General features: G+C 29.9%; 15 protein-coding genes and 4 tRNA genes. 10 read left to right on the plus strand and 9 right to left on the minus strand.

The window, feature by feature from the left end; all coding sequences use genetic code 11:
* From CRV01_RS12955 to pckA, 3 genes are all read left to right on the plus strand, one after another.
* Positions 1-645: biotin/lipoyl-containing protein (locus CRV01_RS12955; RefSeq protein ID WP_129008749.1), on the plus strand; the 645-nt coding region annotated here is incomplete at its 5' end.
* Positions 646-666: 21 nt separating this feature from the next.
* Complete coding sequence (locus CRV01_RS12960) at positions 667-1,983, plus strand: sodium ion-translocating decarboxylase subunit beta (RefSeq protein ID WP_258238363.1); 1,317 nt, start codon at positions 667-669, stop codon at positions 1,981-1,983.
* A 27-nt stretch (positions 1,984-2,010) separates the two neighbouring features.
* Complete coding sequence (pckA, locus tag CRV01_RS12965; protein ID WP_129008751.1) at positions 2,011-3,591, plus strand: phosphoenolpyruvate carboxykinase (ATP); 1,581 nt, start codon at positions 2,011-2,013, stop codon at positions 3,589-3,591.
* Positions 3,592-3,619: 28 nt separating this feature from the next.
* Here pckA and CRV01_RS12970 read toward each other — a convergent pair whose 3' ends face one another.
* Complete coding sequence (locus CRV01_RS12970; protein ID WP_129008753.1) at positions 3,620-4,651, minus strand: bifunctional 3,4-dihydroxy-2-butanone 4-phosphate synthase/GTP cyclohydrolase II; 1,032 nt, start codon at positions 4,649-4,651, stop codon at positions 3,620-3,622.
* Between the two features lie 126 nt (positions 4,652-4,777).
* Here CRV01_RS12970 and CRV01_RS12975 point away from each other — a divergent pair.
* The 6 genes from CRV01_RS12975 (at position 4,778) to CRV01_RS13000 (ending at position 7,446) form a co-directional block, all read left to right on the plus strand.
* Positions 4,778-4,852, plus strand: a tRNA-Gln gene (locus CRV01_RS12975).
* Positions 4,853-4,868: 16 nt separating this feature from the next.
* Positions 4,869-4,945: transfer RNA gene (locus CRV01_RS12980), tRNA-Met, on the plus strand.
* Positions 4,946-4,966: 21 nt separating this feature from the next.
* Positions 4,967-5,043 (plus strand) — tRNA-Met (locus tag CRV01_RS12985).
* Positions 5,044-5,145: 102 nt separating this feature from the next.
* Positions 5,146-5,222: transfer RNA gene (locus CRV01_RS12990), tRNA-Thr, on the plus strand.
* Positions 5,223-5,346: 124 nt separating this feature from the next.
* The gene (locus tag CRV01_RS12995; protein WP_129008755.1) at positions 5,347-6,021 is read left to right on the plus strand and encodes an alpha/beta fold hydrolase; all 675 of its coding nucleotides are present in this window, start codon (positions 5,347-5,349) and stop codon (positions 6,019-6,021) included.
* 21 nt (positions 6,022-6,042) lie between these two features.
* On the plus strand, positions 6,043-7,446 hold the full coding sequence (locus CRV01_RS13000) for an ATP-binding protein (RefSeq protein ID WP_129008757.1): 1,404 nt from the start codon (positions 6,043-6,045) through the stop codon (positions 7,444-7,446).
* Between the two features lie 5 nt (positions 7,447-7,451).
* Here the strand turns inward: CRV01_RS13000 and CRV01_RS13785 are convergent, their stop codons facing one another.
* From CRV01_RS13785 to ribA, 8 genes are all read right to left on the minus strand, one after another.
* Positions 7,452-7,619: a hypothetical protein gene (locus CRV01_RS13785; RefSeq protein ID WP_164970065.1), complete on the minus strand. Its 168-nt coding sequence runs from the start codon at positions 7,617-7,619 to the stop codon at positions 7,452-7,454.
* A gap of 12 nt (positions 7,620-7,631) precedes the next feature.
* Positions 7,632-9,647 (minus strand): glycine--tRNA ligase subunit beta, encoded by a 2,016-nt coding sequence (gene glyS, locus CRV01_RS13005; protein WP_129008759.1) that lies wholly within the window; start codon positions 9,645-9,647, stop codon positions 7,632-7,634.
* A gap of 129 nt (positions 9,648-9,776) precedes the next feature.
* Positions 9,777-11,339 (minus strand): BCCT family transporter, encoded by a 1,563-nt coding sequence (locus CRV01_RS13010; protein ID WP_129008762.1) that lies wholly within the window; start codon positions 11,337-11,339, stop codon positions 9,777-9,779.
* 68 nt (positions 11,340-11,407) lie between these two features.
* The gene (locus CRV01_RS13790) at positions 11,408-11,557 is read right to left on the minus strand and encodes a hypothetical protein (RefSeq protein ID WP_164970066.1); all 150 of its coding nucleotides are present in this window, start codon (positions 11,555-11,557) and stop codon (positions 11,408-11,410) included.
* On the minus strand, positions 11,558-11,932 hold the full coding sequence (locus CRV01_RS13015; RefSeq protein ID WP_129008764.1) for a hypothetical protein: 375 nt from the start codon (positions 11,930-11,932) through the stop codon (positions 11,558-11,560).
* Between the two features lie 9 nt (positions 11,933-11,941).
* On the minus strand, positions 11,942-12,166 hold the full coding sequence (locus CRV01_RS13020) for a PP0621 family protein (protein ID WP_129008766.1): 225 nt from the start codon (positions 12,164-12,166) through the stop codon (positions 11,942-11,944).
* Positions 12,163-12,744: a 16S rRNA (guanine(527)-N(7))-methyltransferase RsmG gene (gene rsmG / locus CRV01_RS13025; protein WP_129008768.1), complete on the minus strand. Its 582-nt coding sequence runs from the start codon at positions 12,742-12,744 to the stop codon at positions 12,163-12,165. The genes CRV01_RS13020 and rsmG overlap by 4 nt, the downstream gene beginning before the upstream one ends.
* A complete protein-coding gene (gene ribA / locus CRV01_RS13030) occupies positions 12,744-13,319 on the minus strand; it encodes a GTP cyclohydrolase II (protein ID WP_129008770.1) in 576 nt (191 codons plus the stop codon). The genes rsmG and ribA overlap by 1 nt, the downstream gene beginning before the upstream one ends.
* A gap of 59 nt (positions 13,320-13,378) precedes the next feature.
* Here ribA and hemB point away from each other — a divergent pair, with 59 nt between their 5' ends.
* Complete coding sequence (hemB, locus tag CRV01_RS13035) at positions 13,379-14,353, plus strand: porphobilinogen synthase (RefSeq protein WP_129008772.1); 975 nt, start codon at positions 13,379-13,381, stop codon at positions 14,351-14,353.

Genomic DNA, 14,353 nt, shown 5'->3' on the forward strand with positions numbered 1-14,353 from the left:
GTTGAACCAGATGAAGAGATTGTTAAATTAGCAAGTGAAAAATTAAAACTTGAACCAACAAAAGAAAACCCACTAGATATAGCTGATAGAGATGAAAAGAAGACTTTTAAATACTGGGAAGGAAGATTAAAAGAAGAGAATATCGACCCAAGTGAAGAGAATATTTTTATCGCAGCAGCTTGTGATGAAAAAGGTATTGCTTTCTTAAAAGGTGAAAGCCCATTAAATGTAAGAAAAGTTGCTGATGCAACTTGTGAAAATGATAAAGAATGTACTTTAGGAGAAGGAAATAGTATGAGTAACGCAACTGGAAACTATACAGTAGTAGTAGATGGACAAAAATTTAATGTATCTATTGCAGAAGGTAATGCAGATATCCAAGTAACACCAGCAACACAAAGTGAAACACCAGCAGCAACACCAACAAACGGTGGAGCAGAAGTAGGAGCAACTGTTGCAGGTAATGTATGGAAAATGAATGTAAAAGTTGGTGATACAGTAAAACAAGGTGAAATTATTGCAATCTTAGAAGCTATGAAAATGGAAATAGATGTAGAAGCTCCTTGTGATGGAACAGTAAGTGCAGTTTTAGCTAACCCTGGTGACGCTGTTGAAGAAGGTCAAGCAATAGCAACTATTAGCTAAAAGAACTGGAGAACTATTTAAATGAATAAAAAAATAATGGCTTCAATGCTACTACTTTTCTTTGCTCTTTTTAGTACAAATGTATTTGCAAACTCAAATGCAACACCAAAAGAAGAAGTAAAACATGAGTATCATGAAAAATCATTAGGTCAACTTCTTGAATCATTCTATAAAACTACTGGGATTTATTCTTTTACAACTCCTAGAGATGATGTAATGACTTCAGAAGCTCATGCAGAAGATGCAAGACCTATGACAACATTTGAACAAACTTGGGGTAGATTAATAATGATAGGTATTTGCTTGTTGTTATTCTACCTTGCAATTGCAAGAGGATTTGAACCCCTATTATTAATGCCAATTGCATTTGGTGGTATCTTAGCTAATATTCCATTAGCTGGTATTGCTGGAGAGACTGGTATGCTAGGTATTATCTATAATATGGGTATTGCTAATGGATTCTTTCCTTTACTTATCTTTATGGGTGTTGGAGCAATGACAGACTTTACTCCACTGCTAGCAAATCCTAAATCAGCAATATTAGGTGGTGCTGCACAGTTTGGTATCTTTGGATCATTAGTTGGAGCAGTTGCAATTGGATTTGATTTACAATCAGCTTCTGCTATTTCAATTATTGGTGGAGCTGATGGACCAACATCAATCTTTATTGCAAATAGACTTGCTCCAGAATTATTAGGAGCAATAGCAGTTGCAGCATACTCTTATATGGCATTAGTACCAGTAATTCAACCTCCAATTATGAAGGCATTAACTTCAGAGGCTGAAAGAAAAATAAAAATGCCAAAATTAAGAAAAGTAAATAAATTAGAGAATTTAACATTGCCAATTGTTATCTTATTGTTAGCAATTTTGTTCTTGCCAGAGTCAACACCTCTTATTGGAGCCTTTTGTTTAGGAAATTTCTTTAAACAATCAGGTGCAGTTGAGAGACTTTCTGATACAATGCAAAATTCATTAATCAATATAGTAACAATATTCTTAGGATTAGGAGTTGGATCAAAACTAGCTGCTGATAAATTCTTGGTGTTAGAGACTTTAGGGATTATGGTTATTGGATTAATAGCATTTGCAGCAGGAACAGCAGCAGGTGTAATCATGGCAAAAGTTATGAATAAATTTGCGTCTGATGAGAATAAGATTAACCCACTAATTGGAGCTGCAGGAGTATCTGCTGTGCCAATGGCTGCTAGGGTTGTATCAAAAGTTGGACAAGAATATGACAAATCTAATGTATTATTAATGCATGCGATGGGTCCAAATGTTGCTGGTGTTATTGGCTCTGCCGTAGCTGCTGGTGTACTTTTATCGATTTTTTAAAATTTTAATTAGTAGGGAATGTAGGAAATGTCTGAAATTAAAGACTCACTTGGTTTAGAAAACGTAGGTAAAGTTTATAGAAACTTAGATGTAGATAGTTTAATGCAACATGCAGTAGAAAATGAGGGAGCTAAAATCTCTTCTACTGGTGCTCTTATGGTAGATACGGGAATTTTTACAGGAAGAAGTCCTAAGGACAAATTCTTTGTTAACCAAGACCCATCAAATAGATATATTGCTTGGGGTGATATTAATAGAAAAGTTTCAAAAGAAGTATATGAAGATTTAGAAGTTGTTGCTAAAAAACAATTAGGTGGTAAAGATTTATATGTAACTGACGTTTATTGTGGTTCTTCTTTAGATAGTAGAAAATCAGTTAGATTTATTACTGAAGTAGCTTGGCAAGCACATTTTATTCAAAATATGTTTATTGTTCCTCCAAAAGAGGATTTAGAAAATTTTGAACCAGAATTTACTGTTTATAATGCTTGTAAAACTGTAGATATGGCTTATGTAAGTCATGAGTTACATTCAGAAGTATTTGTTGTATTTAATGTAGAAGATAACACAGCTCTTATTGGTGGTACTTGGTATGCTGGTGAAATGAAAAAAGGTGTTTTCTCTATGATGAATTATTGGTTACCTCTAGAAGGTAAATTACCAATGCATTGTTCAGCAAATATCGGAGAAAATGGTGATACTGCCCTATTCTTTGGTTTATCAGGAACTGGAAAGACTACACTTTCAACTGATCCAAAAAGAAGATTAATTGGTGATGATGAACATGGTTGGGATGATAATGGAGTATTCAACTTTGAAGGTGGTTGTTATGCTAAAGTTATTAACTTAGATGGAAAATCTGAACCAGATATCTTCAATGCTATTAAAAAAGGTGCTATTTTAGAAAACGTAGTAGCTGATGAAAATGGTATTGTTGATTATACTGATGGTAGTAAAACAGAAAATACTAGAGTATCATATCCAATTGATCATATTGAAAATCATACTCCAGATATGAGAGGTGGACATCCAGAGAATATTATCTTCTTATGTGCTGATGCATTTGGAGTTCTTCCTCCCGTATCTAAACTTGATAAAAGACAAGCAATGTATTACTTTTTAAGTGGATATACTGCAAAAGTAGCAGGTACAGAAAGAGGTATTACTGAGCCAGTTGCAACATTCTCTTCTTGTTTTGGAGAGGCATTCTTACCATTAAACCCAACTGTTTATGCAGAATTACTTGGTAAAAAGATTGATGAGCATGGTGTAAATGTTTATTTAGTTAATACTGGATGGACTGGTGGTCCTTATGGTATTGGTTCAAGAATGAGTATTAAAAATACTAGAGCTTGTATTGATGCAATTTTAGATGGTTCAATCAATAATTCAGAGTTTGAAACTCTTCCAATTTTTAATTTAGAAATTCCTAAAACACTTAATGGTGTTGATACTGAAGTTCTAAACCCTAGAAATACATGGGAAGACAAAGAATCTTATGATGAAACAGCTATTAAACTTGCTGGAATGTATATTGATAACTTTAAAAAGTATTTAACTTTAGAGAGTGATTATGACTTTACGTCAGCAGGACCAAAATTAGTTTAATAAATAAACTAAACAAATAGAGTGTTTATTAACACTCTATTTGAATCTCTTCAATAATTTCTAAACCAAAACCATTTAATCCTACAAATGAGTGTTTCCCTCCACTTGTCATTAACTTAATTTTCTTTACATTTAATGAATTTAAAATTTGAGCTCCAATTCCATAGTCTTTTTGAGACTCTTTATGTACTTTATCTTGCCCTAAGAAGATTAGTAAACCACCTTTAGCTTGTAAGAAGTTGATTGTTTTTAGCATTGAGTTTAATTTTTCATCATTTAAAAATAGCTCAATATCTGGAATTACTGTATGAAATTTAACATGAGTTATTTCTTCAGGCTCACCAAACTGAATAACAGTATGAATATCTCCTAAATGGTCTTTAAACTCTTTTTTAACAGCTTTTGAACCTAGAAATTCAATATCATCTTTTTTTACTTCATCTACTAATTTTTCATGACTTAATCTATATTCTACTAAATCAGAAATATAAATTTGTTTCATATTATGTTTTTGTGCAAAAATATCTAAGTCATCTCTTCTTGCCATTGTTCCATCATCTTTCATGATTTCACAAATTACAGCTTCTCCATTTAATCCTGCTAGCTTACATAAGTCAACGCTACCTTCTGTATGCCCTGTTCTAACTAATACTCCACCATCTTTTGCAATTAGTGGAAAGATATGCCCAGGCTTAACTAACTCTGTCTCTTTTGAAATAGGATTAGCTAAAATCTTAATAGTATCATCTCTCTCCCCTGCACTAATTCCTGTTGCTGCATCTGCTGCATCAACTGAAACTGTAAAGGCAGTCTCATATGAAGAAGTATTCGAATTAACCATAGGATTTAAAGCTAGTCTTTGAGCAGTCTCTTTTGTAACAGATACACAAATTAAACCTTTAGCGTGACTAGCCATGAAGTTAACTTTATCAGGAGTACTCAATGCTGCTGCATAAACTAAATCTCCTTCATTTTCTCTGTCTTCATCATCTAACATGATTACCATGTTACCTTTTTGAATTTCTTCTATTGCTTCTTTTACTCTTTGTATTGCATTCATATTAATCTCTTTCATAAATTGTATTATTTCTTGAATTTCTTCTATTATATCAGAAATTTCAAAAAATTTTATAAAAACCCTTGACAAACAAAGCATTTTTTACTATAATTTCGGCACTTAAAAAGTTGGGGTATCGCCAAGCGGTAAGGCACTGGTTTTTGGTACCAGCATTCGTAGGTTCGAATCCTGCTACCCCAGCCACTTTTTTAAGTCATATCGCGGAATAGAGCAGTCCGGTAGCTCGTCGGGCTCATAACCCGAAGGTCGTTGGTTCAAATCCAGCTTCCGCAACCAATTTAATAAATGATGTCTTATGTCAAGGTAGCTCAGCTGGCTAGAGCGCTGGTCTCATAAGCCGGAGGTCGAGAGTTCAAGTCTCTCTCTTGACACCATTTTTAAACTTGAAATCGTCAAGTTGGTAGACATCACTTTATTTATCCCCTTATCTTAACATTGTTTAACTATAAACTTTGATAAGGATAGCTATTTATTTTGCTGATGTAGCTCAGTTGGCTAGAGCAGCTGATTTGTAATCAGCAGGTCGTAGGTTCGACTCCTATCATCAGCTCCATTTTGCGAATAAAAATGAAATAGAATTACTTTTATACATAAAATCCTATAGAATTTCCCTCCTAAAAATTAAATACATTATTCTTTCTATTTCATTTTTATATTCTTTAATGTAAAATCCTCCTATGAAACAATTACTTTTAATACCAGGACTAATGTGTACTCAAAAGCTTTGGTCTAAACTAAATCTAACAAATTATCAAGGAATCAAAATTCCACAAAAAGACTCTATTGATAAAATGATTGAAGAACTCCATAAAGAGTTTTCAATATACAAAGAACCTATAAACCTAGTTGGTTTTTCTTTAGGAGGATACATAAGCTTAAAATACTTAATTAAGTATCCTAATAGAGTAAATAAAGCCTTGATTATATCTTCTGGAATTGATTCTTTAAATGAAAAAGAGATAAGTAAAAGAAAAAAAATGCTTGAAACTTTAAAAAGAAATAATATTAATTCCTTAAGTTTTATGGCTATTTCTCAACTCTTGGAAGATAAAACAAACGAAAATAACCTTGAGATTATAAATGAGATGTTTGCCGAACTAGGAATGGATATTTATCAACAACAACTGTTTGCAACAATGAAACGTAAATCTTTATTTGAAGAATTAAAAGAAGTAAATACCCCTATTTTGTTTTTAAGTGCTATAAATGATGCTTTAGTGAATTTGCAACCTATAAAACAATTATGTTTAGAAAAAGAAAACTTTCAGTTAAAAACATTAAATACAGACTCCCATATGCTACCTTTAGAATATGATGACTTTTTATACAATGAAATTCAAAACTTTTTTTAATAAATAATGTTATAATTATTTATGTATAATTTATTTAATCTAAAAAAGCTAACGATAGTTTATTTTATAGTCTTTTTATCTTTAGTTTTTTGGGCTTTCTTTGCTTATTCTACAATGAATGAAATGATTTCTAGCCAAAAAATATATGCAAAAATAATTAATATTGCTGGTAAACAAAGAATGCTTTCTCAAAGAACTGCATTAATGGCAAAATTAAGCTTTGAAAATGGAACAAGCAATTATATTGATAGTACAAATAGTTTATTAAAACAAATGAAAAAAGATCATGGGTTTATTATTTCTAATATAACTTCTAGTGAAATAAATGAGATATATTTTAAAGAACCTTATAATCTTGATTTTCATGTAAATAGATATTTTAAAAGTCTTGAGGCTTTTCTTTTAGATAAAAATAAAGAAAAATTAGAAAAAATCGAAGATTTATCAAACACTATTCTTCCTAAGCTAGATTATGCAGTAAGTAACTTTGAAGCTGAAAGTGATAAAAAAATAGAAAAATTAACGAAGCAAGAGCTTTTTATTCTACTTGGAACACTTATAACTATATTGCTTGAAGCTGTTTTAATTGTAATACCTTCAATTCGTTATAACAAACAGAAAGAACAAGAATTAAAAGATTTAAATAACAGTCTCAAAAAACAAATTGATGATGCAATAAGTAAAAGTAAAAAACAAGATTTAGTAATAGCAGAACAATCAAAAAACCTTACAATGAAAGAGATATTAAATAATATAGCTCATCAGTGGAGACAACCTTTATCTATCATTACTACTTGTACAAGTGGACTTAGACTAAAAAAAGATTTTAATAATCTAAGTGATGAAAATCTACAAGAAAGTATTGATATTATACTTAAAAACTCAAACTATTTATCAAATACTATAGAAAACTTTAGACAGTTCTTTGATGAATCAAATAATACATATTATACTTTTTATGATGTTATTGAAAAAGCAAAAGCATTATTGTCACATAGACTTGAAAATAAAAATATTACTATTATTAAAGAAGTAGATAATAATCTATCTTACTTTGGTAATGAGACCAGATTAGTTCAAGTATTTATTCATATTTTAAATAACTGTATAGATGTATTAATAGAAAAAGAGTTACCAAGATATGTATTTATTGAAATAAAAAAGAAAAGTGATTTAATTTTTATTAATATAACTGACAATGGATTGGGAATTAGTGAAAAAATTATAGATAAAATATTTGAACCTTATTTTACAACAAAACATCAATCTATAGGAAAAGGAATTGATCTTTATAATTGTAAACAAATAATTGAGTCTTTATTTAAAGGTAAAATAATAGCAAGTAATAAAGAAAAATATTTTGATAATAAATGTTATAAAGGGGCCTGTTTTACAATAACAATCCCCTTAAAAGAACAAAACTAAACTTTTTAGTCTTCTGTAGCTTCGTTAATTGCTTCTTTTGTAGCTTTGTAAGCTTTTTTTGTTCCTTTTTTTGTAGCATCCCATGCATCTGAAGAGTCTTTTTTAACTCCTTTCCATGTTGCACAACCACTAAATAAAAAAAGTACCCCTAAACCTAATAAAAAAGCTCTCATTATAGTCTCCTATTAAATTGTAATCTCTTTAATATCAGCAATTTCTTTAAATGCTTGATACACTTTACCAATAATATTTTTTCTATTTGTTTTTATTTTATTATCATCATGATTAACAAAAACATTGTCAAAGAAATTATCAAGTTGTGGCTTTAAAGCAAATAAAGAATCTAACTCTTCTTCATAGCTTAAGTATTCTTTAGAAATTACTTTGTTAAATGCTTCATATAACTCTTTTTCTTCTTTGTCTTCTAAAAGTTCTTCTTTTACTTCTAATTTTGAATTAATATCTAAATCTTTGATAATATTTGCAACTCTTTTAAATGTTGCAGAATATTCTTTAAAATTGTCACTTAAAACAATTGGATTTAAGGCACAAAGTTTTTGTGAAATTTTAAAGATATCACTCTCTTCAGAACCTAGTACAGCTTTTAATACAGATGGGTTAACATCAAAAATCTTAAATAGTCTTTCATTAAAAAACTCTATAAGTTTTGCTTTATCTAGACCTTTATAGTTTGAACTTAAAGTGTCAATAATCTCTTCTAAATCAATTGCTAATTTATGTTCAATTGCAATTTTTACAATACCTGCAGCTGCTCTTCTAAGTCCAAATGGATCTTTAGAACCTGAAGGAATTTTTCCAACAGAGAACAATCCCATTAAATTATCAAGTTTGTATGAAAGTGCAACAATAGAAGAGAAAGTAGTTGATGGTAAGTCAGAGTCTTCTCCATCTGGTAAATATTGCTCTTTTAGTGCTGTATATACTTCTTCTTTTTCTCCAGCAATTTTTGCATAGTAATATCCCATTAGTCCTTGAAGTTCTGTAAACTCAAATACCATTTCAGACATTAAATCAGCTTTTGAAAGCATTACTGCTTTTTGAACTAATTCCTTCTCATTTACATTTAGCTTTTCTGCTAAGAAAGCTGCAATTTTAGCTTCTCTTTCACACTTCTCATACATAGAACCTAAACCTTCAACAAAAGTTAACTTTTTAAGTCCTTCATTCGAAAGTCCATTTTCAATATCATTTTTCCAAAAAAACATTCCATCTGCAAGTCTAGGTCTAAGTACTTTCTCATTTCCAGCAATAATATGAGAAAAGTCTTCAGTTTTTGAGTTTGAAACAACTATAAAGTTATTTGTTAATTCCCCATCTTTATAAACTGCAAAATACCTTTGATGTTCTTTCATTGAAGTTACAATAACTTCTTCTGGTAACTCTAAAAACTCTTCATCAAATTTACCAATTAAAGCAGTAGGATATTCAGTAATGGCAACAACTTCTTCTAATAGTTCTTCATCAATATCAATTTTTACATCATTAGAAGCTTCAATCTCTTTCATTTGTTCTAAAATTCTTTTTCTTCTATCATCTGGGTAAAGAATAACACCATTTTTATCTAATTTACAGAAATAATCACCTGCAAAATCATAAGTGAAAGGCTCATACGAAACCATTCTATGTGCAAATGAGAAGTTTGAAGATTTAACTCCAAAAAGTTCTGCTTCTACTACTTCTTCACCTAAAAGAATAGATAAAGATCTAATTGGTCTAATAAAACTATCAGTTCTACTTGCCCATCTCATTGATTTTCCAAAATCTAAACTTGAGATAAATTCATTTACCATATCATTTAAAAGATCTTTTGCTTTAATACCTAAAACTTCTTTTTTATAATATAGGACTTCACCCTTACCTTGATCTTTTTTCTCAAGTTCATCAACACTTACACCACATTTTTTTGCAAAACCTAGTGCTGCAGGAGTTGGTTCACCATCTTTAAAAGCAATTTTAACAGGTGCTCCAAACATCTCTTCTACTGAATCTTCTTGTTTAACTTGAAATTCTCTATGCCATAATACTAATCTTCTTGGTGTATAAAAAAAGTCAAAATCACATAATAATCTATTCTTTTCTAATATTTTTGCCCATTTTTTTTCAATATTTAGTAGTTCTTTTAAAAATGGAATTGCTGGCAGTTCTTCTACACCAATTTCTATTAATAATGGTTTGTTCATTTATTCTTTCCTTAGTAAAACTGTATGAGAGTATATTTATCTTAAAAAGTAGTTATTTTATCGAAAGAAGGCTTATTTTTTGGTTAGTGAAAAAGAAGATTTAGAGATACCTAAACCTTCTTCTTTAAATTATTTATATAGTTTGATTTCTGTCTGTAAGCCTTTAAATAGACTAATACACATTAAAATTAAGATTATAGTAAATGGAAGACCTGTAGTAATAGCACCTGCTTGTAATGCTTGCAGTGCTTCTTTCCCACCTATGTATAATAATGAACCTGCAATTAATCCTTCCATAGATGCCCAAAATATTCTTTGAGGAACTGGAGCATCTACTTTTCCACCTGAAGTAATTGAATCAATTACTAATGAACCTGAGTCAGAAGAAGTAATAAAGAAAACTAAAACTAAAATAATTGCCAATGATGATGTTATAGTTGTAAATGGTAAGTTCTCTAACATTTGATACATTGCTAAAGGAACTTTTGTTATACCATCTGCTAAAGCTCCTACATTGTTAATTGTTTGATCTAACGCTGAACCACCAAATGCTGACATCCATACTATTGTAACTAATGTTGGTATTAATAGTACTGCAACTAAAAACTCTCTTACAGTTCTTCCTTTTGATACTCTTGCAATAAACATTCCAACAAATGGAGACCAAGAAATCCACCATGCCCAATAAAAAACAGTCCAACCATGGAACCATGTAGAATCATCTCTATCAATCCAATTACTTAAAGGTATAATGTTTGATGCATAACTTACTGCTGTAGAAAAAACACCAGAAAAAATATCTAATGTTGAACCAGCTAATATAACAAAACATAGTAATACAGTGGCAATAAACATATTTATATTACTTAAAAGTTTTACTCCACCATCAATACCTCTAATCACAGAAATAATTGCAACTGCTGTAACAAAAATTACTATACCTATTTGAGTATTTATTCCAGCACTAATATCAAAAAGATAACTCAGTCCCGAACTTGCTTGTTTAGCTCCAAGACCTAAAGAAGTTGCAAGACCAAAAATTGTTGCAAATACAGCAAGTAAATCAATAATATGTCCTGGCCAACTCCAAACTTTTTCCCCTAAAAGTGGATAAAAAGCTGATCTTACAGTAAGAGGTAAACCTTTATTGTAAGAAAAAAATGCTAATGCTAAACCAACAACACCATATATTGCCCAAGGGTGAACTCCCCAGTGATACATAGTTGCGGCCATTGCTAAATCAGCAGCTTGCTCAGTATTAGCTTCAACTCCTAGTGGTGTTTTATACCAGCCAGTATAATAAGCAACTGGCTCAGCAACACTCCAGAACATCAGTCCTATCCCCATACCAGCTGCAAATAACATTGCAAACCATGATAATCTAGAGTATTCTGGTTTTATATCTTTACCACCTAATCGTATTTTGCCAAAGGGAGAAAATACTAATGCAACACAAAATAATACAAAAATATTACCGCCCATCATAAACAACCAGTCAAAATTATTGATTGACCAAGTTTTCATTCCATCTAAAATTTCTTTTGATGATGTCGGGAAAACAATTGTTACAACAACAAATGACAGAATTAACAATGCACTAACAAAGAAGACAGGGTTGTGCATATCCATCCCAAAAGCTTTGAGATTATCTTGCCCTGCTTCGTATTCGGTATCGTATTCGATTCTTTTCATGAGACTCCTTTAAATTTTTGTCACATATAGGTTACAAAAATAAACTTAAGGAGTAATTAAGGAGTTTTCTATTCTTTAGTTTTTGTATCTACTTTAGGTTTATCAGGATCTATTTTATTTTTATGTTTTTCTATTTGTTGTTTATTAAAACCTTTTATAAACATAAATACAAAAAATACAAAAAGAGCTAATACTATAAAGTCTAATATTTCTTTCATCTATTTTTCCAATAAGTTTGAGTATATAACTCCATCTATTTCATTTAAAGCAATTTTTTCAATCTCACTAGAGTCATCAATTATTGCTAAAACCTTTGAGTCAAAAATATAGTTTTCTGCTATTTTTTGAACTGTTTTTGCTAACTTCTTGTCACATATTATATATTTACTATTTAAAGCATTGCAATAAATAGCTTGTGTTATATTTTCTACTACTACAGCAAACTCTATATCATTTTTACTACAATATAATAGAAGATTTTCATCATAGTTAAAAACAACTGTTGAATTAGCAATTGTATATTCAATATCTGCAATTGAGTCTATAAAACTTAAATTCTCTGAAGGAACTAAATTATCACCAATTAAAATCAATCTTTTCTCCTATTTATTTAATAAACACTCTTTTGAACAATAAAAATTACCATTACTTAATATAGCTTCTTTTTTAGAAACATAAGTACTACAAGTTGGACACTCAACCATTATATCTTCAATTTTTTCTTTTATTCTATTGTCCTTGTTTACCTGTTTCTCTCTATCTTTTTTGAATAATACAATATAAATCAAAAAAAGTACTACTGCTACAGCTAAAATCTTTAAAATCATACATTACCTTTTAAATATAAATAGTTTCTATCTTTTCTATTTTGAATGATACAATCATTTAGTTTAGCTTCTTCAATTTCACTTTCAAGTAGTGAACCTTTATAAAATAAAAACTTTGTATTTTTTGTACAAATTTTTGAAGTAATATCTAAAAGAAGTTTTGTATTAGTAACAGCTCTTGAAGTAACTAAATCAACTTTTAAATCTTCAACTTCTTCAACTCTCTTACATAAAACTTCTACATTTTTTAAACCTAAACTATTTTTTACAAAATTTAAAAATGCAACTCTTTTTTGTCTTGGTTCTATCAAATAGCACTTTTTATCTGCTCTTGCCATTGCTAAGATAAGTCCTGGATAACCTGCACCTGTACCAATATCTGCAAAACTTTCAAAATCATCTATAAAACCTAAAGGAGTTATTGAATCAATAATATTTTCTTCAATATCTTCTTTTGTAAGTCTTCCACTTAAATTATGAACTTTACCCCATTTTTGAAGTAATGTTGTAAAAGTATCACATCTTGATAAAAACTCATTATCTATTTTTAGTTTTTCTAAATCAATATCCTTAAGCATTAAAACATATGTCCCATTTTTTCTTTTTTAGTATTGACATAATGTTCATTATATACATTTAATTCTGTAATTGCTGGTATTCTCTGCTCTATTTCAACACCTAAAGACTCCACATAAGAAAGTTTCTTTGGATTATTTGTAATAAGTCTTATTTTCTTTAGATTTAAATCTTTAAATATTTCATCTACTATTGAATAATCTCTGTCATCTTCTCCAAATCCAAGTTCTAAATTAGCTTCTATAGTATTTCTTCCTTTATCCTGCAAAGCATAGGCATTTACTTTATTTAGTAAACCTATGTTTCTTCCTTCTTGTCTATGATAAATTACTAAGCCACCCTCTTTTGAAATAAATTTAAGAGATAAATCAAGTTGATTTTGACAATCACATTTTAAACTTCCTAGTGTGTCTCCTGTTAAACATTCAGAGTGAATTCTTACATATGGAGATTCTAAGTTTTCAAAATCTTCACTCATAATTGCTAAATGCTCTTGATTATCTTGTTTATATGCTCTAATTTTAAATTTTCCGTATTTTGTAGGTAGGTTAGCAATATTTGATTTTTCTATATTCATATCTTTTTAAACCTTAAACTGTTAAAATAGCGAGATTATAGCTAATAAAGGTAAATATTATGTTTAAAAGATTTAGAAGATTAAGAATTAATGAAACTCTAAGAAATCTAGTTCAAGAAACTACTCTTTCATCAAATGATTTTATATATCCACTATTTGTAAGAGAAGGTGAGAATATAAAAAATGAAGTTTCTTCTATGCCTGGTGTATTCCAAATGAGTATCGATGAAATTCTAAAAGAGTGTGAATATATTAGAACTATTGGATTAAATTCAATTATTTTATTTGCAATTCCTGATGTAAAAGATTCTGTTGGTAGTGAGTGTTTATGTGATGAAAGTATAATTGCAAGAACAATTAAAGCTATTAAATCTAAATTTCCTGATATGTTTATTGTTACTGATCTTTGTTTCTGTGAATACACAGATCATGGACATTGTGGAATCTTAGACCCAGTAACTCAAACTGTTGATAATGACAAAACACTAGAAATCTCTGCACAACAAGCAATAGTTCATGCAAAAGCAGGAGCAGATATGATTGCTCCTTCAGGTATGATGGATGGAATTATTGAATGTTTAAGAACAGCACTTGATGAAAATGGATACAAAGATCTTCCAATAATGGCTTATTCAACTAAGTTTGCAAGTGCTTATTATGGACCATTTAGAGATGTCGCTGAATCAACTCCTTCATTTGGAGATAGAAGAACTTATCAAATGAATCCAGCAAATAGACTTGAAGCAATTGAAGAGTCTTTAGAGGATGAAAAACAAGGTGCTGATATTCTTATGGTTAAACCAGCACTTTCTTTTATGGATGTAATTAGAGATATTAGAAATAACTCAAATCTTCCAATTTGTGCATATAATGTAAGTGGTGAGTATGCTATGCTTAAACATGCAGGTGCTGCTGGATTAGTTGATTATGAAAGAGTAATGCTTGAAACACTGACTAGCTTCAAAAGAGCTGGAGCTGATTTAATTATTACTTATCATGCAAAAGAGGCTTGTGAACTTTTAAATAAAAAATAA

This window comes from Arcobacter sp. CECT 8983, assembly GCF_004118855.1.
GTDB lineage: Bacteria > Campylobacterota > Campylobacteria > Campylobacterales > Arcobacteraceae > Halarcobacter.

Bases quoted from the DNA above. Each gene is read 5' to 3' on its own strand.
- CRV01_RS12960 (WP_258238363.1), top strand. From the start codon at position 667: ATGAATAAAAAAATAATGGCTTCAATGCTACTACTTTTCTTTGCTCTT.
- pckA (WP_129008751.1), top strand. From the start codon at position 2,011: ATGTCTGAAATTAAAGACTCACTTGGTTTAGAAAACGTAGGTAAAGTT.
- CRV01_RS12970 (WP_129008753.1), bottom strand. From the start codon at position 4,651: ATGAATGCAATACAAAGAGTAAAAGAAGCAATAGAAGAAATTCAAAAA.
- CRV01_RS12995 (WP_129008755.1), top strand. From the start codon at position 5,347: ATGAAACAATTACTTTTAATACCAGGACTAATGTGTACTCAAAAGCTT.
- CRV01_RS13000 (WP_129008757.1), top strand. From the start codon at position 6,043: ATGTATAATTTATTTAATCTAAAAAAGCTAACGATAGTTTATTTTATA.
- CRV01_RS13785 (WP_164970065.1), bottom strand. From the start codon at position 7,619: ATGAGAGCTTTTTTATTAGGTTTAGGGGTACTTTTTTTATTTAGTGGT.
- glyS (WP_129008759.1), bottom strand. From the start codon at position 9,647: ATGAACAAACCATTATTAATAGAAATTGGTGTAGAAGAACTGCCAGCA.
- CRV01_RS13010 (WP_129008762.1), bottom strand. From the start codon at position 11,339: ATGAAAAGAATCGAATACGATACCGAATACGAAGCAGGGCAAGATAAT.
- CRV01_RS13790 (WP_164970066.1), bottom strand. From the start codon at position 11,557: ATGAAAGAAATATTAGACTTTATAGTATTAGCTCTTTTTGTATTTTTT.
- CRV01_RS13020 (WP_129008766.1), bottom strand. From the start codon at position 12,166: ATGATTTTAAAGATTTTAGCTGTAGCAGTAGTACTTTTTTTGATTTAT.
- rsmG (WP_129008768.1), bottom strand. From the start codon at position 12,744: ATGCTTAAGGATATTGATTTAGAAAAACTAAAAATAGATAATGAGTTT.
- ribA (WP_129008770.1), bottom strand. From the start codon at position 13,319: ATGAATATAGAAAAATCAAATATTGCTAACCTACCTACAAAATACGGA.
- hemB (WP_129008772.1), top strand. From the start codon at position 13,379: ATGTTTAAAAGATTTAGAAGATTAAGAATTAATGAAACTCTAAGAAAT.